Origin of the sequence: Streptomyces sp. NBC_00258, from assembly GCF_036182465.1 — a bacterium.
Classification (GTDB): Bacteria; Actinomycetota; Actinomycetes; order Streptomycetales; family Streptomycetaceae; genus Streptomyces.
Window position 1 is genome coordinate 2,044,673 of the sequence record NZ_CP108081.1, and the last position, 24,446, is coordinate 2,069,118.

The window sequence follows — 24,446 nt, forward strand, 5'->3', positions numbered from 1 at the left end:
GTCAACGGCCACGGTGTTCTCCCGGGACGGCCGCTGTGGACGGTGTGTCAACCGGTCGGCGGCCACGGAACACACTGTCCACCCGCCGTCTCCCAAGAGAACACCATGTTCATTGACGGTGGATCCGCGCTGAACCAGGGTGATGGCCAACCCCGGACCGCTTCGCCCGGTCACCCCGGTGACGACCGGTCCGCACCGCGTACAGCGCTGTGCGCCTTCCCCCTAAAGAATCCCCCCCCACCCCCGCTTTCCAATGCTTGACGTACGAAGCCTCCTTCGCCCGGTCCCCCTGCCGGCGCGCGTCCCCCCTCGCCTTCCCGCGTCCCCAGGAGCCTCAAGCATGTCCCTGACCTCATCAACCACCGGCGGGGCCTCGTCGCTCGACGACGCGCCCGTCAGTTCCTTCCACCGCCGGATCATGGTGGTCGCCATGGGCGGCCCCTTCTGCGACGGCTATCTGCTCGGAGTGATGGGCGTCGCCCTCGGCCTCATCACGCCCGCACTCGCCCTCGACACCCTGTGGACGGGCCTGATAGCCGCCTCCGTCCTGGTCGGCGTGTTCATCGGCGGCGCGGTCTTCGGCCCCATCACCGACCGGGTCGGCCGCCATCTGATGTACGTCCTCAACCTGGCGACCTTCGTGGTCTTCTCGGCGCTCCAGTTCTTCGTCACCGAGGCCTGGCAGCTGCTGGTGCTGCGGCTGCTCATCGGTATCGCGATCGGCGCCGACTACCCCATCGCCTCCGCCCTCACCACCGAGCTGGTGCCCCGCCGGATGCGCGGCCCGGCCCTGTCCGGCCTGGTCCTCGCGTGGTGGGTCGGGTACGGCGTGAGCTACTGGGTGGGCTGGGCACTGACCGGCCTCGGTGACGACTCCTGGCGCTGGATGCTGGCCTCCGGCACGGTCCCCGCGCTCATCTTCCTCTTCATGCGGGCCGGCATCCCCGAGTCCCCGCGCTGGCTGGCCTCGCGCGGACGCATGGACGAGGCGAAGGCGGTCGTCCGCAAACACCTCGGCCAGGAGGTCAGCGACGAGGAGCTGCTCGCGGAGGGCCGCCAGGAAAAGCGGGGCGGTTCCGGGCTCGGCAATCTCGTCGAGATCTTCAAACGCGGCTACACCGTCCCCGTCGTGTTCTGTTCCGTGTTCTGGATCTGTCAGGTCGCGCCCGCCTTCGCGGTCCGCTCCTTCCAGCCGCAGATGCTGTCCGCGTTCGGCGTGGGGAGCACATACGGCGCCAGCGCGCTGATCACCACCATCGCGGTGGCCGGCATCGGGCTCGGCCTCGTGGTCGTCAACCGGATCGGCCGCCGCTCGCTCCTGATCAGCAGCTTCGTGTGCATCAACGTCTCGCTGATCGCGCTGGCGGTGCTGCCGCTGCACTGGGCCTTCGTGGTGGTGGCCCTGTTCGCCGCCTTCCAGTTCTTCGAGGCCGCGGGCAGCGGGCTGCAGTTCGTCTACCCGAGCGAACTGTTCCCGACCGACCTGCGGGCCACAGGCGTGGGCATCGCCACCGCCATGAGCCGCGTGGGCTCCGCCTCCTCCACGTTCCTCCTGCCGATCGCCGCCGAGGACCTGGGCGTACGCGGCACGCTGGGCATCGCCGTGGCGATCACGCTGGTGGGACTCGTCGTCTCCTACTTCCTCGCCCCCGAGACCAAGGACCTGGGCCTGACCGAGGCCAGCAGGCGCTCCTGAACCCGCCCACCCCGTTCCCACCCTTCTCGCCTCAACCCCCGCCCCACACAGAGGAGTTCACTCCATGCGCAAGGTCGTCAGCTTCGACTGCTACCGGACCCTCATCAACTTCGACACCCGGACCGCCACACACGAGATCGTCAAGGACCGCCTGGCCCAGTTCGGCGTCGATCCGGACCGGTTCCACCACGACGCCTACGTCATGCGCTTCCAGGGCGTCGTCGACGACTACCGCCCCTACCGCGAGGTCGTCCGCCGCACCCTGCGCAACGTCATGCTGCTGCACGGCCTGGAGTACCGGGACGAGGACGGCGAGGCGCTGATCGAGGCCATCAAGAAGTTCACGCCGTTCAGGGAGGTCCCGGACGCGCTGCGCCGCCTCAAGGGCGAGTACGACATCGCCATCCTCTCCAACAGCGAGGACGACCTCATCTCCTACGCCGTCGACGAGCTCGGCGTGGAGTGGGACTACGTCCTCACCGCCGAGCAGGCCGGAGCGTACAAGCCGCTCCCGCAGGCCTTCGAGTACCTGATGAAGGCCACCGGGCGCGGCCCCGAGGACATCATCCACACCGCGCAGGGCTGGGAGTACGACATCATGCCGACAAAGCGGTACGAGGGCATGCGGCGGATCTGGGTGAACCGGTACGGCTTCCCGGGGTCGGCCGCCTACCAGCCGTACGAGGAGATCAGCAACCTCTCCGAGCTGCCTCCCCTGCTCGGCGTCTGACCTTCGTCGTCTCCTCGTCCAGCCGCCGTGAAAGGACATCCCGTGAGCGCCACCACGCTCGGTCAGCCCGGCCCGGTCAACGGCCGGATCTCCCACTGGTTCGCCGAACTGCCCACCCCACGCGCCGCGTTGCCCGGTGACCGCGACGCCGATGTGTGCATCGTGGGCGCCGGACTGACCGGACTGTGGACCGCGTACTACCTCAAACTGGCCGACCCCTCACTGCGGATCACCATCCTGGAGGCCGAGTTCGCGGGGTTCGGCGCCTCCGGCCGCAACGGCGGCTGGGCGTCGGGGCTCGTGCCCGGCGCCCGCGACCGACTGGCGAAGCAGTATGGGCGGGATGCCGTGCTCGACTACCAGCAGGTGATGAACGAGGCCGTCGACGAGATCGTCGCCGTGTCCGAGCGCGAGGAGATCGACGCCGGCATCGTCAAGGGCGGCACCCTGCGGGTGGCCCGCACCCCCGCTCAGGCGACCCGGCTGCGCCACAAGACCGCGGCCGACCACGAGTGGGGCGTGCCGGACGCCGTGATGCTCACACCGGAGGAGGCCGCGGACCGCATCCGCGTCGACGGGATGACGGCCGCGGCCTGGACCCCGCACTGCGCCCGGCTGCAGCCCGCCGCCCTGGTCAAGGGGCTCGCCGAGACGGTCGAACGGCTCGGTGCGACTCTCTACGAGAAGTCCCCGGTCACGGCCATCGAGCCGGGCCGGGCGGTCACCGCGCACGGCACGGTCAGTGCGCCCGTCGTCCTGCGTGCGACGGAGGGGTTCACGGCCTCGTTCAAGGGACTGCGCCGCGCCTGGCTGCCGATGAACAGCTCGATGATCGCCACCGAACCACTGCCGCAGGAGCTGTGGGAGGAGATCGGCTGGGCGGGCCGCGAGACGCTGGGCGACACGGCGCACGGGCACATGTACGCGCAGCGCACCCCGGACGACCGGATCGCGATCGGCGGCCGTGGTGTCCCGTACCGCTTCGGCTCCCGCACCGACGACGCGGGGCAGGTGGACGCCCGGACCATCGGCCAGCTCACCGACACGCTCTACGCGATGCTGCCGCAGACCGCCGGTGCCCGGGTCGACCACGCCTGGTGCGGTGTGCTCGCCGTGCCCCGCGACTGGTCCGCCACCGTGGGACTCGACCGCGCCACGGGGCTCGGCTGGGCCGGCGGCTATGTCGGGCACGGTGTGACCTCCACGAACCTCGCCGCCCGCACCCTCACCGATCTGGTGCTCCGGCGTGAGTCCCGGCTGACCCGGCTGCCGTGGACGGGGCACCGCCCCGGCACCTGGGAGCCGGAGCCGCTGCGCTGGCTGGGCGTGCGCGGGCTGTACGTCGCCTATCGGTGGGCGGACCGGCACGAGGCGGGCGGGCGGGCAGGTACGTCTCCGATTGCCACCGTCGCGGATCTCATCGCGCGGCGGCCCTGACACGTCCCGTTGGTTCTGGCCGCCTTCTCGCCGCGGGACGCGTGGTGCGTCGGCGGCTGTCAGTCCGGTGTGGTTGCTCGCGCCGTTCCCCGCGCCCCTTCGGGGCACGGCGCTGAGCTGGGCAATCGGGGCCTTGCGTCGGTCTGTCTCACCCCTCAGAGTGGTCCGGACATCGTGCCGGGTCGGTCGGCACGTCGTCGGACTGGAGCTGCCCCCATGCCGTTCCTCACGGTCGCGGACGTGCTGCGGCTGCCCGTCATCGCCGCCGGTCTGCCCCGGGTGGCGGCAGGCGAGGACCAGCTGTCGCGCAGGGTCCGCTGGGTCCATGTCACCGAGCTGCTCGACCCGGCCTCCTTCCTGGAAGGTGGCGAACTCGTCCTCACCACGGGCATGCCGCACCCAGCAGATCCCACCCAACTACGCGGCTACGTCGACTCGTTGGCAGATGTGGGCGTGGCCGGGCTGGTCGTCGAGCTGGGCCGCCGCTATCAGCACGCGCCGCAGGAACTGGTCACGGCCTGCCGGGAGAGGGACCTGCCGCTGATCGTGCTGGCGCGCGGTGTGCGGTTCATCGAGGTCACCCAGACCGTCCACGCGCTGATCCTGGACGCGCAGGGCGAGCTGCTGCGTCGCGCTCAGCAGGTGCGCGAGCTGTTCACCTCGCTCACCCTGCGCGGAGCGGACCCGGAGGAGTTCGTGCAGGCCGCGGCGGACCTCACGGGGTGTCCGGTGGTCCTGGAGAACCTGATCCACCACGCGGTGATCTGCCGGACCGCCGGTCCTCCCGACGGACAGGTCCTGGAGGCCTGGCCGCGGCGCTCGCGCACCGCCCCGACGCCGGACCGGGCAGCGGCGAGCGGGCCCGAGGGCTGGCTCGTGGCACCGGTCGAGGACCGGGGCAGACGGTGGGGGCGGCTGATCATGCTGCCCCACGCGTCCGGCCCGCATATCGGCCCCGAGCAGACGATGATCCTCGAACAGGCCGCCACCGCCCTCACCCTGGCGCGGCTGACCGGCAAGCCCGAGTGGGACCGGCGCGCGCACAGCTCCGTCCTGCTCGATCTGCTCTACTGGCGCTACCGGAGCCGTACCGAGGCGCGCCTCAGGGCCGAGGCGCTCGGACTGCCCACGACCGGTCACCGCCTCGTCCCGGTCGTCATCGACCACTCGGACACGGGCGACGGCGACACCACGGTGACCGGGCACCTCGCCACGGAGCTGCCCATCTCGGGGGTCAAGGCCCTGGTAGGAGACCTGTCCGAGCACCGGACCGGGCTGCTGCTCGCGCTGGCCCGCGCCTCGGCCTGGCAGCCGGTGGTGGAACGGGTCGGCCGGGAGCTGCGCGGCACGTTCGGGGAGGGGCTCGTCGTGGCGGTCGGCCCCGGGGTCACCGAACTCAGCCAGGTCACCAGGTCGTTCCGCGAGGCCGAACAGATCGCCGACGCGATCGGCCCCGGAACGCTCGACCGCCCCTTCCATGTCGCGTCCGACATCGGTCTGCCGGAACTGCTGTACTCCCTGCGCGACGACGTGCGCGTCCAGCGGTACGTGGAACAGCAGCTCGGACGCCTCGTCCAGCACGACGCACGACACGGCAGCGACCTCCTTTCGACCCTGCGCGAATATCTCGTCGCCGCCGGCAACAAGTCGATCGCCGCCAAGCACGTCGGGCTCTCCAGGCAGGCCTTCTACCAACGGCTGCGTACCATCGAGCGGCTCCTGGGCAACGACCTGGAGTCCGGCGCCCATCGCACCCAACTGCACGTGGCCGTCACGGCGTTGGACGCTCTCGGCGGTGCGGGCGGGACCGTCCGACCGGCTTCCCTGTGAGTCGCCCGCAGGGGTGAACACCGCTGTCGGCGGACGCGTATCTGATCCCGGAGCGGCTCCCACAGCGTACGTGCGCACGTCGGGAAGAGACGAGGGATCATGACTGAGCAGCGGTACCACGTCATCGGCATGACCTGCGGCCGCTGTGCCGACACCCTGGAGACCAGGGTCGGCGGGGTGTTCGGCGTCGACCGGGTGGGCATCGACCTCGACACCGGTTCGGTGACCGTAACGGGCGAGGCACTCGACGGCTCGAAGGTGTGCGCCGCGATCACCGAGGCGGGCTTCGAGGTGGCCGCCGTGCTCTGACAACCGGCCGACGGACCTCTGGTGGCGCCGGGCACCGCTGGATACGTTCCTCGCATGTCCGCCGAGCCGACCGCCCTGAGCAAGCTCAACGCCGAGGTCGTCCTCCGCTATCTGCGCGTGTTCGAGACACGGGACCTCGACGAGCTCGCGGAACTCGCCGCCGAGGACCGGGTGGCCACCGCGTTCACCCTGACGTACACGCACGACCTGACCGGGCGTGACCTGACGATGACGGGCATCAAGTCCTATCGCCTGAGCGAGGGGCGGATCGTCGAGTTCTGGGGTGAGACCGATCTTTACGGCCTTCTCCGGCAGCTCGGGCTCGTTCCGGAGGAGATCCCGCCCTTCTGACGGTGGGCCGAGATTTCGAACTTCGCGCCCTGTCCAGCGGAAAGGGAGCCTTTCACCCTAACGAAGTGCCAGTGCCCGACGACCGGACGGGCGAGGTCGATCGTCCACTAGCTTCCTTCCCCTGACACCAGGGGACATAGGAGCAACGTGGCCGGAGTGAGCCTCCCGGAACATCCGTACAGCCGCACGGAGGCGACCCGGCTGCTGTGCGCCGGCGTCTATCAGGACGCCGGCTTCCGGCGCCGGGTCATCGACGAACTCGTGGATCACCAGGAGCGGCCCGTGGCCCCTCCGCTGGGGGTCGACGTCCTGCCCGTACTGGCCCATGCCGTGCGTGTCACACGGCAGGAGGCGCGCACGGCGGGGCTGATGCTCGTCGCCTGGCTCGGGTTCCTGCTGTCCGACGTCGTGATGTTCTGGGACCGCGTAGCCGACAGCTGGGGTGACGGGGCCGAGGTCGGCTTCGGCGACGTGTTCACCGCGTTCTACGCCGGCGACGAGAAACTCACCGCCGGAATGCCCATGCCGTGGTCCCAGTTCTACGCGTTCGTCGCCATCGGCCTCTGGTTCGCCCACGCCGTGAAGACGCAGAGCTCCGAGGGGCGCCAGGCGGGCCTCCCCGACCCGGTGGCCAAGGCGGCCCAGGGCTTCGGCCGCACGGTGACGTGGTGTGCGACGATGTTCGCCGTCTTCTACTGGTACTGGTATGTGGCCGGAGTGCTCCGCGGCACCGTACAGACGCCCTATCCGCTGCTGTTTCCGCTACTCATCGCCTTGATCGCGTGGTGGCACCAGGCCACTCAGCGTCGGGCCCTGTGCCGCTGGCTGTCGCGCTGGACCTTCCAGAAGACGACTCAGCCGGAGCTGCCCTCAGGGCCGTTGTACGAGGATCTGCTCGGCAACATCCAGCGCGAGCAGCAGGCCGCCCTGACCCTCTACGAAGCGGACAGCCCTTTCGTCGGGCTGGGCACACAACGTCGGGCCTGGTCCTTCGCGATGGAACTGCGCAAGCGCTCCGGGCCACCGACCGGGCCCGCCGCTCCGGCCGACTCCGCCTCCAACGGAACCCTGATCCCGCACCAGGACAAGGGGCCGCTCACCGCCGAGGGCGCACTCGCCATGATCGAGCCCCAGTTGCTGCGGCTGCGCGACTCGGCCGCGCGTACCGGGAAGGACCGGCTCCGCGAACTGGAGATCGACCGGTTCGTCTACCTGCCGGGCGGCATCGGCCGTGACGAGGAACTGCACGTCGGCGGCAGCCCGGACGCGAGCGCGACGGCGGCGGGCGGAGCCGGCAGGGACGGCCTGACGGTCTACGACCCCGTCCAGGTCGCCGCCCACTTGAAGGAGGCCGTCGACGAGGGCGGCGAGGGGCGGCGCGTGTTCCTGCGCGTGCGCATCGGCGCCTGGCACGAACAGGTCGTGGTGACGGTCCTGGTCCGCGTGCACACCCAGGGCGGCATGCTCGTACTGGAGGTCTCACCGTACGTACTCGGCCCGGTCCGCAAGGACTTCAGGAACGTGGACACCCTGGTGGACCGGCTGCCCGAGGGCTGGGCGCGCGGCGCCGTACGGGCCCTCGGCCACGCTCCCGCGACCGGCGTCAGCGCGGGCATCAGCGCCTTGAAGACCGTCTCCAGGGAGCTCACCACCGGCTGGTCCACCCGCGAACCGGCCCCCGACGTACCCCGGGTCTCACTGCGTCAACTGACCGCCACCTCCCGGCTTTCGCCCTATCAGGAGATGGACGCCACCCGGTACATCAAGACCGTCGAGGAGCGCATCGTCAACGGTGTGCGCCAGGCACTCCACGCCCACGGCTACCAGACCGAGCAGTTCGAGCAGCACGTCTACCAGGTCAGCGGCGGAAGCGTCTTCGTCCAGGCGATGTCCGGCGGCTCCGTCGCCACCGGTCCCCACGGCAGCGCCACCTCGCACAACACCGCCCCCGCCCCGGCGCAGGGCACACCGCGCACCGACCCGAGCTAGGCACCGGACCCCAAGGACCCCAGCACATGAGCGACACAGGACACCCCACTCCCGGTCGGCCGACGCAGGACGGCGGTACGGGCAGCGTGCACATCGGCTCCATGAGCGGCGGCTCGATCGCCACCGGCAGCCAGGGCAGCGCGTACTCCGTCAACCAGACGGGGGCGGAGCCGGACGTGCGGCACGCAGAACTGCTCCAGGCGATTCGTGCTCTCCGCGAGGCCCTGCCCGGGCGAGAGCGCGGCGCCGAGGACACGACCCTCGACAGTGAACTGGCCGACGCGGAGGCGGAGATCACCCGCACCGGCGCCGCCGGGCCGGAACGCCTCACCCGCCTGCTGACGGGCGTACGCGGCTGGCTGGGATCACAGGCCGCGGCCGCCGGAGCCATCGCCTCGGCGACAGCCGTCGTCCAGGGCATCGCCCAGCTCCTCGGATGACCGACGGGATGACGACGGACGGCGGCAGGCAGCCGATGACGGGCATGGGACGGCGACATGGAGGGCCGCGGCGATGAGAGTGTTCGACACCGAGCGGCAGGAGTGGGGCGGTTCCCGGCGCGAACGCCTCTTCCACACCGACCAGTACCTGGACGTGCCGCGGCAGAAGACCGTCCGGCAGCAGACGGGGATCGTGCTCGCGGTCGCCGGGCTCGCCTTCGGCATCTGGGCACTGGCCTGGAAGGACGAGCCGGAACCGTACCGGGAGCCCGCCGCCACCGGGCAGGACTCCTCGGAGACGACGTCGGGCGGGACCGGAGACGACGTTCCCTCGGACGGGTCGCCCTCGCAGGACACCACCTTCGAGTCGTCGGCGACCCTCCCCGAGGACTACGAATCCCTCCAGGACGCCGCGGGGTACCGGGTGGCGCTGCCGAAGGGCTGGGAGCGCGAGAGCAGGTCGTCGCAGTACGGCATCGACATCGTCGACTACCGCAGTCCGGACGGCACCCGACGCCTTCAGGTGTTCCAGGTGATGGAGACCTCGCCCTACTCGTCGCTGCAGGCCGCGCAGACCGAGGCGGAGAAGCTCGACGGATACGAACCGGTCGCCATGGAGGAGGTCCCGAGTGCCGTGGGGCAGGCGGCCGAGCACGAGTACCGCGCCGACGAGATCGCGGGCGAGCTGGGCGGCGGCACCCGGCACGTCATCGACCATCGCTTCGAGGCGACGGACGGCGAACGGTACGCGTTGGTCGCGTACGGCTCCGAGGCCGACGGGACCGAGGACGAACGGGAACTCGTGGACACGGCCCTGCTCTGGTTCTGCCCGCCCGGGACGCAGTGCGACGACCCGGTCGGCTGACCGGGTCGGTCAGCCCGTAACCGGCCCGGTCAGAAGATTCCCTGTCCGGGGACGAGGATCCCGCGCGGGTCGTAGGTCTTCCGCGCGGCGGCGAACCGGGGCCAGGCGGTCCCGAAGTGCCGTCGCCAGTCGGCATGGTCGAAGGGTACGGAGCCGACCGGGTACCGGGTGCCGCCTGCCGCGCGGACGAGGTCGTACGCGGACCGGTTGGCCGCCAGCAGTCGCCGTACCGCCGCCGTGTCGTCGGGAGGAGTGCTCCGCAGGACCGCGAAGAGGTAGGGCACGGGGTCGTCGGGCATGCGCAGCAGCGGGGTCCGCAGGCGCTCGCGCACCAGCGGGTACAGCAGCACCACGCCTCCCGGACCCACGTCGTCCGGGGTGAGCGCGTCCAGGAGCCGGCCCGTCACCTCGGCCGCCTTCCGGCCGGGCACGAGCAGGTTGAGCCATGGATGGGCGTACGCCCACAGCCCGGCTTCCTTGAGAGCGGCGACGGCCGGGGCGAGCCGGTCGAGGAAGTCGTAGTACGGGAGGTCGGTGATCTCCGCGCCGGACGGGTCGTGCCGCAGCCCCCGCAGGAGCGCGGCGTCGTCGGGAACGTCCCCCGCGGGAGGTCCGTAGGCGACGGCCTCGATGACATACCCGCGGAAGGCCCCCGTGGCGTCCGGAACGATCTGCCCCTCGACGTAGGAGAACCGCCGGTCGCGGACGAGCAGGCGCTGGTCCTCCACGAAGGTCCGCAGATCGTCGTACGGCAGGAGGTAGTGGCGTACGGTCTCGGGCGCGCGGACCAGTCGTACGGTCGCGCCGACGACCACCGCGCAATGGCCCAGGCCGGCGAGTACGGCGAGGAACAGGTCACGGTGGCGGGCCGGGGAGCAGCGCAGCAACTCCCCCGCGCCGGTGACGACTTCGAGCTCCAGGACGTTGTCGACCTGCGCGCCGTGACGGTGGGTCTGGCCGCCGAGGCCGCCCACGGCCAGTGTTCCGCCGACGGAGAGTTCGAGGTAGTCGGTGAAGACGGGAGGGGTCAGGCCATGGACGAGGGTGGCCTTGGCGACGTCGCTCCACTTCGCGCCGGCTCCGACCCGGACGCTGGTGCTGCCGGGTCCGATGGGCCGGACGGCATCGAGCGGAGTGGTCTCGACGACCAGGCCACCCGAGACCTGTGCCTGACCGTTCGTGCCGTGGCCCTGTCCGCGTGGGGCGACCGGGATTCCGCGCCTGGCGCAGAACCGCACCATCGCCACGACGTCGGCGACGGAGCCCGGCCGCAGCACCGCGGCCGGGCGGCGGTGCACGATGTGGCCGAAGTCGTCGGCGGCGGCGCTCAGGGCGGCCTCGTCGGTGTGGAGGGTTCCGTCCAGCTCGGGGATGCCGTCCAGTGGCCCGTCGGACGGGGTCACCGCCCAGCTCCGTGTGAAGGGGTCGAAGCCGATCACCGCGGTTCCGGCGGCGGCCAGGCCACGCAGCACGGAACGTCGGGGCGGTCTGCGGGACATGCGCTCCTCCAGGGGGAAGGACACGGTGAACCGGTCAGCAGCCGCCCACTCTAGAGCCGTTGACGCACGAGGACACGGCCCCGCGCCGGTGCTCCCCGGGCTTCGTTCGGGCCGGGCCTTCACCCTCACCGCCGGAGCTGGTGCCGTGCGTGACTCAGGCGGGGCTCTCGCGCGGCGCGGCCGTCGTGCCCCGCACCTCCAGCACCGGCGTGCTGAGGACGACCTCGGCGGGACGGGCGGGGTCGGCGATGCGGTCGAGCAGGCACTGTGCGGCGCGGCGGCCGACGTCGTGGCCGGCGCTGTCCACGGTGGTGAGCCACAGGTGGCGCAGACGCGCGAGGTAGGTGTTGTCGTAGCCGACGAGGGAGAGGTCGTGCGGCACGCGGAGGCCGAGTTCCTCGGCGGCCGACAGGGCGCCGACACAGGCGATGTCGTTGAAGGCGAAGACGGCGGTGGGCCGCTCGCGGGCGCTGAGCAGCCGGACGGTGGCACGGTAGCCGCCCTCCTCGGTCAGGTCGCCCTGTTCCACGACGGCCGTGTCGGACAGTCCGTGTTCGCGCATGACGGTCTCGAAGCTGCGGCGGCGCAGTTCGCCGACCATCCCCTGTCCCGCGATGTGGGCGATGCGCCGGTGGCCGAGCGCGATGAGGTGCTCGGTGGCGAGCCGGGCACCGTGCTGGTCGTCGTTGGCGACGAGGTCGACGTGCGGCAGCACGGGTTCACGGGCGCCGGCGACGACGGTGGGCACCCGCGTGGCCGCCGTGCGCAGCGCCTCGGGGCCCGGCAGCGTGCCGACGGCGATCAGGCCGTCGACGCGCAGGTCGGTGAAGGCGCGGGTGAGGTCCTCGCCGAGGCGCAGGTTGAGGTGGCCGTCGGCAAGGAGCATGCGCAGGCCGTGGGCGTGCAGCAGGGAGTTGAGGCCGTCGAGCAGTTCCACGAACCAGGGGTTGCGCATGTCGTTGAGGAGCACGCCCACCGTGCGGGTGCGCCGCTCGCTGAGGCTGCGCGCGGCCGCGTTGGGCCGGTAGCCGAGCTCCTCGACGGCGGCCAGCACGGCCTGCCGCTTCTCGGGGCGCACCTGGTCGGATCCGCGCAGCACGAGCGAGACCAGGGATTTCGACACTCCGGCCCGTTCGGCGACGTCGCGGATCGTCGGTGGTCTCATGAAATGGACCGTTCCATAGTGGGCGACGGCTTGTCAAAGGGTTCTCATGGGGTTGACACGTGCGGGAACGGGCCTTCAGTGTGAACCGGAAGAGTTCTGGACCGGTCCAAAGAAGTCCGAAGAAGGGCAGTCATGGTGAGTACGCTCGGCGTCGCCGTCGTGGGGTTCGGCTGGATGGGGCGGGTGCACACCCAGGCGTACGCCCGTGTGCCGCACCACTTCCCCCAGCTGCCCGTGCGGCCCGAACTGGTCGCCGTGGCCGACGAGGTGCCCGGCCGGGCCGAGGAGGCCGCGGAGCAGTACGGCTTCGCGACGGCGGCCCGGGACTGGCGGGAGGTCGCCGCCGACCCCCGGGTCCGGGCGGTGAGCATCGCCGCCCCGAACTTCCTGCACCGTGAGATCGGCGTCGCCATGGCCGAGGCGGGCAAGCACATCTGGATCGAGAAGCCGGTCGGTCTCACCGCCGAGGACGCTCGGGCCGTGGCCGGCGCCGTCGCGAAGTCGGGCGTGCAGGGCACGGTCGGCTTCAACTACCGCAACGCACCTGCCGTCGCGGCGGCCCGCGAGCTGATCGCCTCCGGCGAGATCGGCACGGTCACACACGTCCGCATCCGCCTCTTCAGTGACTACGCGGCCCACCCCGAGGGCGCCCTGACCTGGCGGTACGAGCGTGAGCGCGGTGGCAGCGGAGTGCTGGGCGACCTCGCCTCGCACGGTGTGGACCTGGCCCGCTTCCTGCTCGGCGAGATCGCGTCGCTGGCCGCCGACACGGCCGTCTTCGTCCCGGAGCGCGCCCGTCCCACCGGCGCCACCGCGGGCCACACCCGCTCGGCGGGCGGCGAACTGGGCCCGGTGGAGAACGAGGACTACGTGTCCTGTCTGCTGCGCTTCGCCTCCGGCGCCCGCGGTGTCCTGGAAGCCTGCCGGGTCTCGGTGGGCGAGCAGAACAACTACGGCTTCGAGATCCACGGCACCAAGGGCGCGGTCTCCTGGGACTTCCGCCGCATGGGCGAGCTGAGCGTCAGCCGGGGCACGTCGTACCAGGACCAGCCGGTCAGCACGCTGTACGTGGGCCCCGGGCACGGCGAGTACGCCGCCTTCCAGCCGGGCTCGGCCAACAGCATGGGCTACGACGACCTCAAGGTGATCGAGGCCTACAACTTCCTGCGCTCCATCGCCGAGGGCACCGCGTACGGCGCCACGGTCGAGGACGCCGTCCACAGCGCGGCCGCCCTGGACGCGATGTCCCGCTCCGCCGAGAGCGGGACCTGGGCGAGTCCCGCGTAAGCGCTGAGGCCCGTACCTACGAGGTGTGCCGGGTGAACAGCCCGTGGAAGCCGAACGGGATGGCGTGCGGCACGTCCGCGCGCGCCAGTACCTCGTACGTGCGGGCGTCCAGCACGAGCAGGAACGACGAGCCCGCCGCCGAGTCGAGGACCACCGACAGCACGACGCCGTCGTCCTCGCCCTCCGCGCCGGGCGCGGCCGTCGGCGCCGCCACGAAGACCGGCTCGCCCGGATAGCAGCCTTCCTCGGACCACTTCAGCGTGTGCCCCGTCGTCACGTCGACCTTCACGAGCTGGTTGAGGAAGTCGTCACCGCTGCGGGCGCGGGCGCCCACACCGTACGCGTAGCGGTAGTCGACGCCGTTGTGCCGCTCGTAGGCGATGCGCGGCAGCTCCAGTGGCTCCTCCGACAGCCGCCGGACGCCGACCTCTCCGCTGCCGAGGCCGATCCGGTACCGGGTGGGCAGAGCGAACGGAATCGTGTCGCCCGCGCGCAGTCGGTCCAGGTACAGCGTGTCGATGACGGAGGCGTCCTCGTACGAGCAGATGTCGAGGACGAGTTCGTCGCCGTCGTCGAAGGCGTTGATGTGGTGGAACGCGAAGAACGCCGGCCCCTCGTACACACCGCGCACCGAGCCGTCGCGGAGGTCCATGACCGTGAAGCGGGTGCCGCGCTCCGGCTCCCAGCGGTAGTTCTCGATGAACGGCCGGCCGCTGAGCACGATGCTCAGCGGGTTCACCACGAGCGGGAACTCGGCGAGGACCGCGTGCCGGCCCGTGATCGCGAAGCTGTGCATGTAGGAGGGGCGGGCGATCCGGCGGCTGCCGATCAGCTCGCGGGCCGCGCCCGTGGCCTTCTGCCGGTAGAGGCGGTACTCGCTGGTGCGCGAGAAGTGCAGCAGGTAGTTGACCAGGTCGCCGGTGGTGGGGTCCTGGTGCGGGTGGGCCGTGGTCAGCTGGCCGCTCAACTCGTCCTCGTAGCCCACCACTCCCGCGGTCGCGAGCGTGTCCCGGTCGAAGGCGACCGGTATCGGCGTCTCGGTCAGCGCCACGAAGCGGTCGCCGAAGCGGGTGATGTTGACGTTCGCGTTCAGGGTGGGCCTGCGCGCGAAGCGGGTGAAGAAGCGGGCGAACAGTGAGCGGCACGGGTCGGTCGCGAACTCGGGGTAGGCGATCGTCCCCGACTCGACGGCGCGGTGGGCGGCGGTGTCGAGGAACCTGTTGGCGTAGGAGACCCTCCCGCCGTCGATGGTGAAGCGGTGCAGCATCGCCTGTCCGTCGAACCAGTGACGCAGGGAGCGCTCCCCCGCGTCGTAGCGTGCGGGGCCGTTGCGCAGCAGGCTCCCCTCCAGCCAGCCGGGCAGCGTCCCCTTGACCGGAAGCTCTGCGACTTCGGCCTCGTCGTGCAGCCCCTGAAACCCGGCCGCGAAACCCGGCGTACTCATGGTCGCCTCCCGACATGCCACAGTGGACTGTGCTCTTCATTTCATGGCACACCGTCCACAGTGGAATGTCAAGGGAAGAACGGGATGGCCGACCTCAACCCCACCGCGGCTTCGCTGCTCGGTTTCCTGCACGGCGGGGAAGCCAGCGGGTACGAGCTGGTGCACACCGCCGAGCAGCTCATCGGCGACTTCTGGACCCTCACCCGGAGCCAGGTCTACCGCGAGCTCGCGGCCCTCGCCGGCCGTGGGCTCGTCGAGGCCGGGCCCGCGGGCCCCCGGTCGCGGCAGCCCTACCGGCTCACCGACGAGGGCCGGGCCGCCTTCGCCGCGTGGCTCGCCGAGCCGCCGGGCTCCGAGCAGATCCGCTACCCGCTGCTGCTCACCATCGCCTTCGGCTCCGCCCTGGACCGGGACCGGCTGACGGAGTTCATCGCCGGGCACCGCGCCGACCACGAGAAGCGGCTCGCGGACTACCGGGAGAGGGTGGCCGCGGGCGCTCCCGACCGCTTCACGGAGGCCACGCTGGCCTTCGGCATCCGTTACGAGGAGGCGGTGCTGGCCTGGATGGACGAGCTGCCCGCGATCCTGGAGGGACGGTAGAAGCCGGTCTGCACGCACCATCCTCGACACGGCACCGGACGCGGGCAACTGCTAGCGTCCGGGCACGTGAACGACAGTGTGTATGTGGGAAACGCGGGCAAGGACGCGGCGCTGGACCGGGGGTGGCTGCTCGGGCACTTCAAGGACGCCGACGATCCGCGCCACAGCGAGGCCCTGGAGATCAAGTGGGGCGTACACCCCAAGGGCGACGAGCGGCCCCAGTGGGTCGAGGGCGAGGAACGCACGGCCCTCCAGGTCCTGGTGAGCGGCCGCTTCCGTGTGGAGTTCCCCGGCCGCAGTGTCACGCTGCAACAGCAGGGTGATTACGTGGTCTGGGGGCCCGGAGTCGACCACTCGTGGTTCGCGGAGGAGGAGTCGGTCGTGCTGACCGTCCGCTGGCCGTCCGTGCCCGGTTACGCGGTCCCGGAGACGGACCGAGATCCTCAGTAGGATCGACGGCTCATGGACACGAGCACGGTGAACGAGATGATCGCTGTCCCGCCGGGGCAGGTGACGCTGTCGGACCGGCGGACGCAGCGCAGTTGGCAGGTCCAGCTCGCGCCCTACCGGCTCGGGGCGTTCCCGGTCACGCAGGCACTGTACGCACAGGTCACGGGTGCGCGGCCGAGCAGCGCCGAGGGCGACCAACTGCCCGTGGAGGGCGTGTCCTGGTGGGACGCGGTCCGGTTCTGCAACGCCCTGTCCCGGCACGAGGGGTTCACCCCTGCCTACTTCCTCCACGCCGACTCCGAAGGCGCGGAAGGACTGGAAGCGGCGGAAGGACCGGAAGGGACGGAAGGCGTCGAGTGGGACACGGCCGCGGACGGGTACCGGCTGCCCACCGAGGCGGAGTGGGAGCACGCCTGCCGCGCCGGTACGACCGGGCCGCGTTACGGGCCGCTCGACGACATCGCCTGGTACCGCGGCAACTCGGACGAGCGCATCCACGACGTGGGCGGCAAGCAGCCCAACCCATGGGGCCTGCACGACATGCTCGGCAACGTCTGGGACTGGTGCTGGGACGTCTACGACGCCGAGGTCTACGGAACCTACCGGGTCCTGCGCGGCGGTGGCTGGTTCGACGAGCACTGGAGCTGCCGAGCCTCCGCACGGCGCCGCAGCCACCCGAGCTACCAGGTCGACGACGTGGGGTTCCGCGTCGCGCGCTCCGCCACGCCCTGATCCGCCCCCGGGGACGGGGAGTTGGCGGGGCGGCGGCGAACTCCCAGCTCAACATGCCCTCCACGCCTGGGCGACCGCACCTCACACAACGTTCACATTTGTTGACGCAGCGCATTGGGTTGCACCAAGATCTTCAACGGATCAGTGATCGCGCCCTCGGTGAGGAGCGCGAACTCCCCCATGCCCCGCCCGTGTTGACCGCGGCCCGCCAGGCCGCGCCGCCACCGGCAGCCGGGGCCTCCCCCACACCTTTCACCTCAAGGAGCCTGTCTTGTTGCGCCACAATTCCGCGCTGCGCGCCGTCGCACCCGCCGCCGTCCTCGCGCTCACCCTCAGCGCGTGCGGCGGTGGCAACGACGCCGGCACGGACGCGAAGAAGCCCTCCCGGCCCAAGGCCGCCGCACCGCAGGCCAAGGCCGAGTCCGGGGGCGAACTGGCCACCGGCGAGAGCGCCACGGGCAAGGTCGAGGAGGAGGACGGAAAGGTCACGTACGAGATCACCGCCCAGAAGGTCGACCTCGGCACGGAGGCCGAGGCCGCCAAGCTGGTCCAGGACAAGGCCGACGCCAAGGGCCTGGCCCTCGCCGTCGCCCATGTGAAGTACACCCACAAGGCCGGCCCGGCCCTCACGAGCGACTCCGACGCGGGCGACGGCACCACCATCTGGGCCGACGGCCGCCGCGGCACCCTCCTCCTCGGCTCCGCCGACGACGCCCCCGGCTGCGAGGACCCGTACGACGTCACGGCCTGGAAGTCCGGCGAGAGCCACGTCTTCTGCGAGTCGTACCTGGTCCCCTCGAACGCCAAGTCCATCGAGGTCCACTGGTCGGAGGAGGACGGCGAGCCCTACATCTGGAAGTTCCCCAACAAGTAGGCGGAACGCCCGCGGCATGGCTACACCGGCCCCCGAGCGGGAAAAGGAGGGTCAACAGCCGCACGGGGGTGGTGTCATGGCGTGGCGCGCGGGGTGGTTCGCGTCGGTGGGGGCCGGGGTGGTGCGCTTGGTGGCGGCCGTGGCCCGGCCGGTGCTCGTGGCGGTTCTCGGGCCGCCCGGTGCTGCCGTCGCGGCGCCCGCGGGGGCCGTGGCGACATCGGGCGGGCAGGCGTTGGACCGGGTCGCGGCGCGGCAGCAGGCGTTACCCGGCCTGCTGAGGATCTCGCGGCGGGGGCGTGTACCGACCGTGGCCGACGCGCGGGATCCGATCTGGCTCGGTGTGCATCCGGCGCCGCCGGGCGGTGGTGGGGCGGCGGGTCTGAGCCGGGTGCCCGCGTTCATCGACCGGGACATGATGCCGCAGGTGGCGGCCGCGCTCAGTGCGGGTGAGGGGTTCGTCCTGCTGGTCGGTGAGTCGACGGCGGGCAAGTCGCGGCTCGCGTACGAAGTGATGCGCAAGCATTTCGCCAAGTACCGGCTCATCGTGCCCGACAGCCGGGAGTCGGCCGTTCCCCTGGTCGACCTCGTCGTACGGACGCGCAGGGCGGTGGTGTGGCTCGACGAACTGGACGTCTTCCTGGGGGTCGGCGGGCTGACCGCGGGTCATGTGCAGCGGATGCTGGGCTCGGAGGACTCCAGTGTGGTGATCCTGGCGACGATGAGCGCCCAGCAGCACGGCAAGTTCGGGGCCAGGTCGGGGGCCGACAACGAGCCCGGGTTCGATGTCCTGCGAAGCGGCCGTGAGGTGATCCGGCTGGCCACCACGGTGCGGGTCGACCGTACGTGGAGCGCGGCCGAGATCGCCCGCGCCGAGCGGCACGCCGAGGACCCCCGGATCAGGGCGGCGGTCAAGGGCGCCGGCCGGGACGGGCACGGGGTGGCCGAATACCTGGCCGCCGCCCCGCAGTTGCTGGACGAGTGGCACAACGCCTGGTCGCCCGGCACCCATCCGCGCGCCGCCGCGCTCGTGACGGCGGCCGCGGACGCCCGCCGCACGGGCTTCCACCAGCCGCTGCCGCAGGAGGTACTGCGCCGGTTGCACGAGGTGTATCTGGAGCGGCGCGGCGGGACCGCGCTGCGTCCGGAGCCCTGGGAGGAGGCACTGACCTGGGCGACCGAGCCCCTGCACGCCACCTCCAGCCTGCTGCTGCCCCATGACGGGGACCGCTTCCAGGCGTTCGACTACCTCCACCACACCCTCGACGAGCAGGTCCCGCCGCCGCGCATCCCCGACACCGTCTGGGAGACCCTCATCGGCCACGCGAACGCCACGGGAGCACTCGACATCGGCACTACCGCCTACCAGCGCGGAGACCTCTCGCACGCCATGGCCGCGTTCGAGAAGGCGGGCCTGGGCCGCGGACGACTGCCCCGCCAGTGGTACGCGACCTGCGTGGGAGAAGCCGGCAACCCCGCGCGGGCCGTCGAACTGTACGGGGAGCTGGTGACCGAGTCGACGGTTGAACTGGGCCCGGACGCCCGCGAGTCACTGGAGAACCGCAACGCCTACGCCCGGTACGTCGGCATGGCCGGCCGCCCCGCCGAAGCGGCGGACCTGCTGCGCGACGTCGTCGCCGACCGCGCACGCGTACTGGGTGCCGGCCACTCCCACACCCTCAACAGCCGCAACAACCTTGCCCTGTTCCTCGGCGAGTCCGGCCGGATCGGCCCGGCACTGGCCGAGTTCGAGGCGGTGCTCGCCGACCGCACCCGGCTGCTGGGCGCCGACCATCCGCACACCCTCAGCACCCGCTACGGGCGCGCCTATCTGCTGGGCGACGCGGGCCGCCCCGCGCTCGCCGCCCGGCTCTTCGAGAGCCTGGTCGCCGACCGCACCCGTACGCAGGGCCCGTACCACCCGTACACGCTCAACAACCGGCGCCACCATGCCCACTTCCTGGGGGAGGCCGGACACGCGGCGCAGGCGGCGGAACTGTTCGAGGAGCTGATCCAGGACTGCCTCCAGGTCCTCGACCCGGACCATCCCGACACCGTCGCGGCACGTCATGGGCACGCACGCTTCCTCGGCGAGTCCGGGGACCCCGCCAGGGCAGCGGCGCTGCTCACCGCGCTGCTGGCCGATGCGAACGGGGACGGCGCGCGGGACAGCGGAACGCACGGGTCCCGCAGCCCGGTCGCCCTGGTGTGGCGGCGCTACCGTGCCTTCTTCACCGGGGAGGCCGGTGATCCCGACCAGGCCGCGCGGCTGCTCGACGAGTTGCTCACCGACAGCCGAGCCGTGCTCGACGACGGCCACCCCCATCTGTTCGCGATCCGCGCCGCGCACGCCCGCAGCACGAGCCGCCGCGGCCGGACGCGGGAGGCCGTGGAGCTGTACGAGCGCCTCGTCGACGACTGCCGGCTGGTGCTGGGCGACGACCACCCGCACACGCTCGCCGCCCGCAGCGGTCACGCGCGCGGCCTGGGCGCCGTCGGCCGCGCCGCGGAGGCCGCCGACCTGCTGGAGATCCTCGTACAGGACCGCACCCGGATCCTCGGCGACGACCACCCCGCCACCCTGGGCAGCCGCAACGCCCACGCCCGTTGTGTCGGTGAGGCGGGCGACCGGGCTCGTGCCGCTCGGCTGCTGCGGCAGATACTCCAGGACCGTGTCAGGTACCTCGGCGAGGAGCACTCGTGGACCCTGCGCACCCGGCAGGAGCTCGCCGGATTCCAGTGAGCGGGAAGAACCGACACCCGTTCACCCTTTCGGGCGAGAGCCTCGGGCTGACAGACTCCGGAGGGTGCGCGACTTCGACTTGCTCGTCATCGGATCCGGCCCGGGCGGCCAGAAGGCCGCCATCGCCGCGGCCAAGCTCGGCCGCCGGGTCGCCGTCGTCGACCGCCCCGACATGGTCGGTGGGGTCTCCATCCATACCGGGACCATCCCCTCGAAAACTCTGCGCGAGGCGGTCCTCTATCTCACCGGTCTCACCCAGCGCGATCTCTACGGCCAGAGCTACCGCCTGAAGGAGGACATCACCGTCGCCGACCTGACCGCGCGCACCTCGCACGTGGTCAGCCGCGAGGTCGACGTCATCCGCAACCAGCTTTCCCGCAACCACGTCTCCCTCTTCGCCGGCACCGGCCGCTTCGTCGACGACCACACCGTCGCCCTGCGTGAAGTGACCGGCCACGACCGCATGTTGAGCGCCGACAACATCGTCATCGCCACCGGCACCCGCCCGGCCAGGCCCGCGACCGTCGAGTTCGACGAGCGGACGATCCTGGACTCCGACAACGTTCTCAACCTGGAGCAGGTACCGCGCTCCATGGTCATCGTCGGGGCAGGCGTGATCGGCATGGAGTACGCCTCCATGTTCGCCGCCCTCGGCAGCAAGATCACCGTGGTCGAACAGCGGCCCGGGATGCTCGACTTCTGCGACGTCGAGGTGATCGAGTCGCTCAAGTACCACCTGCGGGACCTCGCGGTCACGTTCCGCTTCGGCGAGACCGTCGCCGCGGTCGAAAAGCACCCCAAGGGCACGCTCACCATCCTGGAGAGCGGCAAGAAGATCCCCGCCGACTCGGTCATGTACTCCGCCGGCCGGCAGGGGCTCACCGACGAGCTCGACCTGGACAAGGCTGGGCTGTCCGCCGACCGGCGCGGGCGGATCACCGTCGACGAGCACTACCGCACCGAGGTGCCGCACATCTACGCCGTCGGCGACGTCATCGGCTTCCCGGCTCTGGCCGCGACCTCGATGGAGCAGGGGCGTACGGCGGCGTACCACGCGTGCGGCGAACCGGTGAACCGGATGCACGACCTCCAGCCCATCGGCATCTACACCATTCCTGAGATCAGTTTCATCGGGAAGACCGAGGATCAACTCACCGAGGACTGCGTGCCGTTCGAGGTGGGCATCTCCCGCTACCGCGAGCTGGCCCGGGGCCAGATCATCGGCGACTCGCACGGCATGCTCAAGCTGCTGGTCTCCCCGGAGGACCGGAAGCTGCTCGGCGTGCACTGCTTCGGCACGGGCGCCACCGAGCTCATCCACATCGGGCAGTCGGTGATGGGCTGCGGCGGAACCGTCGACTACCTGGTCGACGCCGTCTTCAACTACCCGACGCTCGCCGAGTCGTACAAGGTGGCCGCCCTGGACGCGACCAACAAGATCCGGCAGATCGACCGCCTCAGGGACTGACGCCCCTGCACGCGAAACCCGCTCACGGCGCTGGTGAGCCCCTGCTCACCAGCGCCCCGCAGATACCCGCACCGGACCTCCGCACCGGGCCTGCGTCGGCCGCAGGGGCCGAGAGCATAAGCTCGGCACGTGGCCAAGTACTTCGACGTTCATCCCGAAAATCCTCAGCAGCGGACGATCAGCCAGGTCGCCGACTCCATCCGCGCGGGCGCGCTCGTCGTGTACCCCACGGACTCCTGCTTCGCACTGGGCTGTCAGCTGGGCAGCCGTGACGGTATCGACCGGATCCGGTCGATCCGCCGGCTCGACGACCGGCACCACTTCACCCTCGTGTGCCAGAACTTCGCGCAGCTCGGGCAGTTCGTGCAGGTCGACAACGACGTGTTCCGCGCCATCAAGGCATCGACGCCCGGCAGCTACACGTTCATCCTGCCCGCGACCAGGGAGGTGCCGCGCAAGCTGCTCCACCCGAAGAAGAAGACGGTCGGGGTCCGTATCCCCGACCACGTGGTCGCCCAGGCCCTGCTCGCCGAACTCGGCGAACCGCTCCTGTCCAGCACCCTGCTCCTGCCCGACGAGGAGGAGCCGATGACCCAGGGCTGGGAGATCAAGGAACAGCTCGACCACGTCGTCGACGCGGTGATCGACTCCGGGGACTGCGGTACCGAGCCGACCACGGTCATCGACTTCTCCAGCGGCGAGGCCGAGATCGTGCGCAAGGGAGCGGGCGACACGGCACGGTTCGAGTGATACGCCGCTCGGCGGTGCGGCCCACGGTGGAGCCGCGCCGCACGTCGACGCGCGGCCGGGCCGGGAGCCGGGTGGGAGCAGCCGGGACACTTCGGCGGATGCCGAAGTGTCCGCCGCTTAGCGTCGGCTCCATGAACGTCTCCCGGCGCCTCGTCCGCCGTACTCTCCCTGCCGTCGAGCCGACCACGGGTGGCGATCACGCCGGGCAGGGCGCCGCGTGACACCGCTGGAAGGTCTCGCCGTGTTCGCCGCCGGGGTGGGCGCGGGCGGTATCAACACCGCGGTCGGTTCGGGGACGCTGATCACCTTTCCGGTGCTGCTCGCCACCGGGCTGCCGCCCGTCACCGCCACGGTCTCCAACGCGCTCGGGCTGATCCCCGGCAACATCAGCGGAGCCTTCGGCTACCGGGAGGAACTGCGCGGCCAGCGCCGGCGCATCCTGAAACTGGGCGTCGGCTCCCTGCTGGGAGGCCTGACGGGCGCCACGCTCCTGCTGGCCCTCCCGGCGACGGCGTTCGAGCGGATCGTGCCGGTCATGGTGGGGCTCGCCCTCGTTCTGGTCGCGTTCCAGCCCCTGATCGGCAAGTACCTGCGCGGCCGCCGCGCACGGACCGGCGTCCCGGCCCGCAAGGAGGGTGGTCCTCTGCTGTTCACCGGCATGACCCTCGCCAGCGTCTACGGCGGCTACTTCGCCGCCGCGCAGGGAATCATCTACGTGGCGGTGATGGGGACGCTCCTGGACGAGTCGCTGCAGCGACTCACCGCCGTCAAGAACGTCCTGGTCGCCGTCGTCAACACGGCCGCCGCGACGTTCTTCCTCTTCGTCGCGGACTTCGACTGGACGGCCGTCGCACTGATCGCCTGCGGTTCCGCGCTGGGCGGCCAGTTCGGAGCCAGGATCGGCCGCCGCTTCAGCCCCGCGGTCCTACGGGCCCTCATCGTGACGGTGGGCACCGTCGCGATCGTCCAACTCCTGCTCCGCTGAACCCGCGTGGAACCACTGCTCCGCCGGGCTCGTATGGAAGAGGTCCTCCGCACCGGTGCGGAGGACCTCTTCTTCCCATGCGGGCCCGGGTGGACTACTCGGCGGCGGACGCGTCCTTCCCGCTGAACGGCCCTTCCAGCGCCGCCCACTGCAACAGCATGATGGTCTTCGCGTCGGCGATCTCACCGGAGCGGATCATGGCCAGGGCCTGTCGGAAGGGCAGTTCGACGGTCTCGATGTCCTCGCCCTCCTCGTCGAGGCCGCCGCCCTCGTGGGTGCGGGTGGCCGGTCCGTACGAGGCGGCGTAGAAGGTCACGCGCTCGGTGACCGACCCCGGGCTCATATAGACGTCGAAGACCCGCTGGACGTCGCCGACCGTGTGGCCGGTCTCCTCGATGACCTCTCGTCGTACGGCGACCTCGGGGTGTTCGTCGTCCTCGTCCAGCAGCCCGCCAGGTGTCTCGACGAGCATCCCGTCCGGGTGGCCGTTGACGTACACGGGATAGCGGAACTGCCGGGTGAGCAGCACGGTTTCGCGGTCTTCGTCATAGAGCAGGATCGTGGCGCCGTTGCCGCGATCGTGGGTTTCGCGCTCCTGGGTGGACCAGGTGCCGTCGGCGTGCTGGAAGTCGAAGGTCGTGGTGCGCTCCACGTACCAGTGGCAGGACAGCAGTTTCACGTCCCGCACCTTGACCCGGTGGTTTCCCGTCAGGTCCAGGCCGACCCGGTCGAGTCCGGTGCGGCCCCTGCTGTCGGGGGTGTCGATGCCCGCGGTCATCGTGCGCCGGCCGGGGAGGAGGTGCGG

Annotated in this window: 22 protein-coding genes; 18 read left to right on the forward strand and 4 right to left on the reverse strand. The window is 71.1% G+C overall.

Going from position 1 to position 24,446, the window contains the following annotated elements; genetic code table 11:
- The first annotated feature begins 340 nt into the window (after window positions 1–340).
- The 9 genes from OG718_RS09485 to OG718_RS09525 all read left to right on the forward strand — a co-directional run bounded on the left by OG718_RS09485 (window position 341) and on the right by OG718_RS09525 (window position 9,647).
- Complete coding sequence (locus tag OG718_RS09485) at window positions 341–1,696, forward strand: MFS transporter (protein WP_328843893.1); 1,356 nt, start codon at window positions 341–343, stop codon at window positions 1,694–1,696.
- A 64-nt stretch (window positions 1,697–1,760) separates the two neighbouring features.
- Complete coding sequence (locus tag OG718_RS09490; protein ID WP_328843894.1) at window positions 1,761–2,426, forward strand: HAD-IA family hydrolase; 666 nt, start codon at window positions 1,761–1,763, stop codon at window positions 2,424–2,426.
- Window positions 2,427–2,468: 42 nt separating this feature from the next.
- Complete coding sequence (locus OG718_RS09495; protein WP_328843895.1) at window positions 2,469–3,863, forward strand: NAD(P)/FAD-dependent oxidoreductase; 1,395 nt, start codon at window positions 2,469–2,471, stop codon at window positions 3,861–3,863.
- Window positions 3,864–4,079: 216 nt separating this feature from the next.
- Window positions 4,080–5,693, forward strand: a complete 1,614-nt coding sequence (locus OG718_RS09500; protein ID WP_328843896.1) for a PucR family transcriptional regulator — start codon at window positions 4,080–4,082, stop codon at window positions 5,691–5,693.
- Between the two features lie 99 nt (window positions 5,694–5,792).
- Window positions 5,793–6,002 (forward strand): heavy-metal-associated domain-containing protein, encoded by a 210-nt coding sequence (locus OG718_RS09505; protein ID WP_143641193.1) that lies wholly within the window; start codon window positions 5,793–5,795, stop codon window positions 6,000–6,002.
- A gap of 54 nt (window positions 6,003–6,056) precedes the next feature.
- Window positions 6,057–6,353: an ester cyclase gene (locus OG718_RS09510; RefSeq protein ID WP_328843897.1), complete on the forward strand. Its 297-nt coding sequence runs from the start codon at window positions 6,057–6,059 to the stop codon at window positions 6,351–6,353.
- 156 nt (window positions 6,354–6,509) lie between these two features.
- The gene (locus tag OG718_RS09515; RefSeq protein WP_328843898.1) at window positions 6,510–8,342 is read left to right on the forward strand and encodes a hypothetical protein; all 1,833 of its coding nucleotides are present in this window, start codon (window positions 6,510–6,512) and stop codon (window positions 8,340–8,342) included.
- A 26-nt stretch (window positions 8,343–8,368) separates the two neighbouring features.
- On the forward strand, window positions 8,369–8,782 hold the full coding sequence (locus OG718_RS09520; protein ID WP_328843899.1) for a hypothetical protein: 414 nt from the start codon (window positions 8,369–8,371) through the stop codon (window positions 8,780–8,782).
- A gap of 73 nt (window positions 8,783–8,855) precedes the next feature.
- On the forward strand, window positions 8,856–9,647 hold the full coding sequence (locus OG718_RS09525) for a hypothetical protein (protein WP_328843900.1): 792 nt from the start codon (window positions 8,856–8,858) through the stop codon (window positions 9,645–9,647).
- 29 nt (window positions 9,648–9,676) lie between these two features.
- On the opposite strand, the gene OG718_RS09530 is transcribed toward OG718_RS09525, so the two are convergent.
- Both OG718_RS09530 and OG718_RS09535 read right to left on the reverse strand, forming a co-directional pair.
- Window positions 9,677–11,146: an FAD-binding protein gene (locus OG718_RS09530; protein WP_328843901.1), complete on the reverse strand. Its 1,470-nt coding sequence runs from the start codon at window positions 11,144–11,146 to the stop codon at window positions 9,677–9,679.
- A 154-nt stretch (window positions 11,147–11,300) separates the two neighbouring features.
- On the reverse strand, window positions 11,301–12,311 hold the full coding sequence (locus OG718_RS09535; protein WP_328843902.1) for a LacI family DNA-binding transcriptional regulator: 1,011 nt from the start codon (window positions 12,309–12,311) through the stop codon (window positions 11,301–11,303).
- A 132-nt stretch (window positions 12,312–12,443) separates the two neighbouring features.
- Between OG718_RS09535 and OG718_RS09540 the strand changes: the two genes are divergently transcribed.
- Window positions 12,444–13,598 carry a Gfo/Idh/MocA family protein gene (locus tag OG718_RS09540; protein WP_328843903.1) on the forward strand — a complete coding sequence of 385 codons (1,155 nt, stop codon included), beginning with the start codon at window positions 12,444–12,446 and terminating at the stop codon, window positions 13,596–13,598.
- 16 nt (window positions 13,599–13,614) lie between these two features.
- On the opposite strand, the gene OG718_RS09545 is transcribed toward OG718_RS09540, so the two are convergent.
- The gene (locus OG718_RS09545; protein ID WP_328843904.1) at window positions 13,615–15,042 is read right to left on the reverse strand and encodes a carotenoid oxygenase family protein; all 1,428 of its coding nucleotides are present in this window, start codon (window positions 15,040–15,042) and stop codon (window positions 13,615–13,617) included.
- A gap of 84 nt (window positions 15,043–15,126) precedes the next feature.
- Here OG718_RS09545 and OG718_RS09550 point away from each other — a divergent pair, with 84 nt between their 5' ends.
- The 8 genes from OG718_RS09550 to OG718_RS09585 all read left to right on the forward strand — a co-directional run bounded on the left by OG718_RS09550 (window position 15,127) and on the right by OG718_RS09585 (window position 23,641).
- The gene (locus OG718_RS09550) at window positions 15,127–15,642 is read left to right on the forward strand and encodes a PadR family transcriptional regulator (protein WP_306936029.1); all 516 of its coding nucleotides are present in this window, start codon (window positions 15,127–15,129) and stop codon (window positions 15,640–15,642) included.
- 66 nt (window positions 15,643–15,708) lie between these two features.
- Window positions 15,709–16,092: a signal peptidase I gene (locus OG718_RS09555; RefSeq protein WP_143641183.1), complete on the forward strand. Its 384-nt coding sequence runs from the start codon at window positions 15,709–15,711 to the stop codon at window positions 16,090–16,092.
- A 12-nt stretch (window positions 16,093–16,104) separates the two neighbouring features.
- Window positions 16,105–16,824, forward strand: a complete 720-nt coding sequence (locus tag OG718_RS09560; RefSeq protein ID WP_328843905.1) for a formylglycine-generating enzyme family protein — start codon at window positions 16,105–16,107, stop codon at window positions 16,822–16,824.
- 271 nt (window positions 16,825–17,095) lie between these two features.
- The gene (locus OG718_RS09565) at window positions 17,096–17,698 is read left to right on the forward strand and encodes a hypothetical protein (RefSeq protein ID WP_328843906.1); all 603 of its coding nucleotides are present in this window, start codon (window positions 17,096–17,098) and stop codon (window positions 17,696–17,698) included.
- A 76-nt stretch (window positions 17,699–17,774) separates the two neighbouring features.
- Window positions 17,775–20,438, forward strand: a complete 2,664-nt coding sequence (locus OG718_RS09570) for a tetratricopeptide repeat-containing protein (RefSeq protein ID WP_328843907.1) — start codon at window positions 17,775–17,777, stop codon at window positions 20,436–20,438.
- Window positions 20,439–20,502: 64 nt separating this feature from the next.
- Window positions 20,503–21,906: a Si-specific NAD(P)(+) transhydrogenase gene (gene sthA, locus OG718_RS09575; RefSeq protein WP_306936034.1), complete on the forward strand. Its 1,404-nt coding sequence runs from the start codon at window positions 20,503–20,505 to the stop codon at window positions 21,904–21,906.
- 129 nt (window positions 21,907–22,035) lie between these two features.
- Window positions 22,036–22,656 (forward strand): L-threonylcarbamoyladenylate synthase, encoded by a 621-nt coding sequence (locus tag OG718_RS09580; protein WP_055611488.1) that lies wholly within the window; start codon window positions 22,036–22,038, stop codon window positions 22,654–22,656.
- Between the two features lie 217 nt (window positions 22,657–22,873).
- Complete coding sequence (locus tag OG718_RS09585) at window positions 22,874–23,641, forward strand: sulfite exporter TauE/SafE family protein (protein ID WP_143641178.1); 768 nt, start codon at window positions 22,874–22,876, stop codon at window positions 23,639–23,641.
- 94 nt (window positions 23,642–23,735) lie between these two features.
- Here OG718_RS09585 and OG718_RS09590 read toward each other — a convergent pair whose 3' ends face one another.
- Window positions 23,736–24,419, reverse strand: a complete 684-nt coding sequence (locus tag OG718_RS09590; RefSeq protein ID WP_143641318.1) for an NUDIX domain-containing protein — start codon at window positions 24,417–24,419, stop codon at window positions 23,736–23,738.
- Window positions 24,420–24,446: the final 27 nt, after the last annotated feature.

What these genes read in the sequence shown, in the direction of transcription:
- OG718_RS09545 (WP_328843904.1), bottom strand. Translation starts at nt 15,042, where the DNA reads ATGAGTACGCCGGGTTTCGCGGCCGGGTTTCAGGGGCTGCACGACGAG.
- OG718_RS09560 (WP_328843905.1), top strand. Translation starts at nt 16,105, where the DNA reads ATGGACACGAGCACGGTGAACGAGATGATCGCTGTCCCGCCGGGGCAG.
- OG718_RS09530 (WP_328843901.1), bottom strand. Translation starts at nt 11,146, where the DNA reads ATGTCCCGCAGACCGCCCCGACGTTCCGTGCTGCGTGGCCTGGCCGCC.
- OG718_RS09520 (WP_328843899.1), top strand. Translation starts at nt 8,369, where the DNA reads ATGAGCGACACAGGACACCCCACTCCCGGTCGGCCGACGCAGGACGGC.
- OG718_RS09550 (WP_306936029.1), top strand. Translation starts at nt 15,127, where the DNA reads ATGGCCGACCTCAACCCCACCGCGGCTTCGCTGCTCGGTTTCCTGCAC.
- OG718_RS09540 (WP_328843903.1), top strand. Translation starts at nt 12,444, where the DNA reads ATGGTGAGTACGCTCGGCGTCGCCGTCGTGGGGTTCGGCTGGATGGGG.
- OG718_RS09590 (WP_143641318.1), bottom strand. Translation starts at nt 24,419, where the DNA reads ATGACCGCGGGCATCGACACCCCCGACAGCAGGGGCCGCACCGGACTC.
- OG718_RS09485 (WP_328843893.1), top strand. Translation starts at nt 341, where the DNA reads ATGTCCCTGACCTCATCAACCACCGGCGGGGCCTCGTCGCTCGACGAC.
- OG718_RS09490 (WP_328843894.1), top strand. Translation starts at nt 1,761, where the DNA reads ATGCGCAAGGTCGTCAGCTTCGACTGCTACCGGACCCTCATCAACTTC.
- OG718_RS09510 (WP_328843897.1), top strand. Translation starts at nt 6,057, where the DNA reads ATGTCCGCCGAGCCGACCGCCCTGAGCAAGCTCAACGCCGAGGTCGTC.
- OG718_RS09500 (WP_328843896.1), top strand. Translation starts at nt 4,080, where the DNA reads ATGCCGTTCCTCACGGTCGCGGACGTGCTGCGGCTGCCCGTCATCGCC.
- OG718_RS09505 (WP_143641193.1), top strand. Translation starts at nt 5,793, where the DNA reads ATGACTGAGCAGCGGTACCACGTCATCGGCATGACCTGCGGCCGCTGT.
- OG718_RS09535 (WP_328843902.1), bottom strand. Translation starts at nt 12,311, where the DNA reads ATGAGACCACCGACGATCCGCGACGTCGCCGAACGGGCCGGAGTGTCG.
- OG718_RS09525 (WP_328843900.1), top strand. Translation starts at nt 8,856, where the DNA reads ATGAGAGTGTTCGACACCGAGCGGCAGGAGTGGGGCGGTTCCCGGCGC.
- OG718_RS09570 (WP_328843907.1), top strand. Translation starts at nt 17,775, where the DNA reads ATGGCGTGGCGCGCGGGGTGGTTCGCGTCGGTGGGGGCCGGGGTGGTG.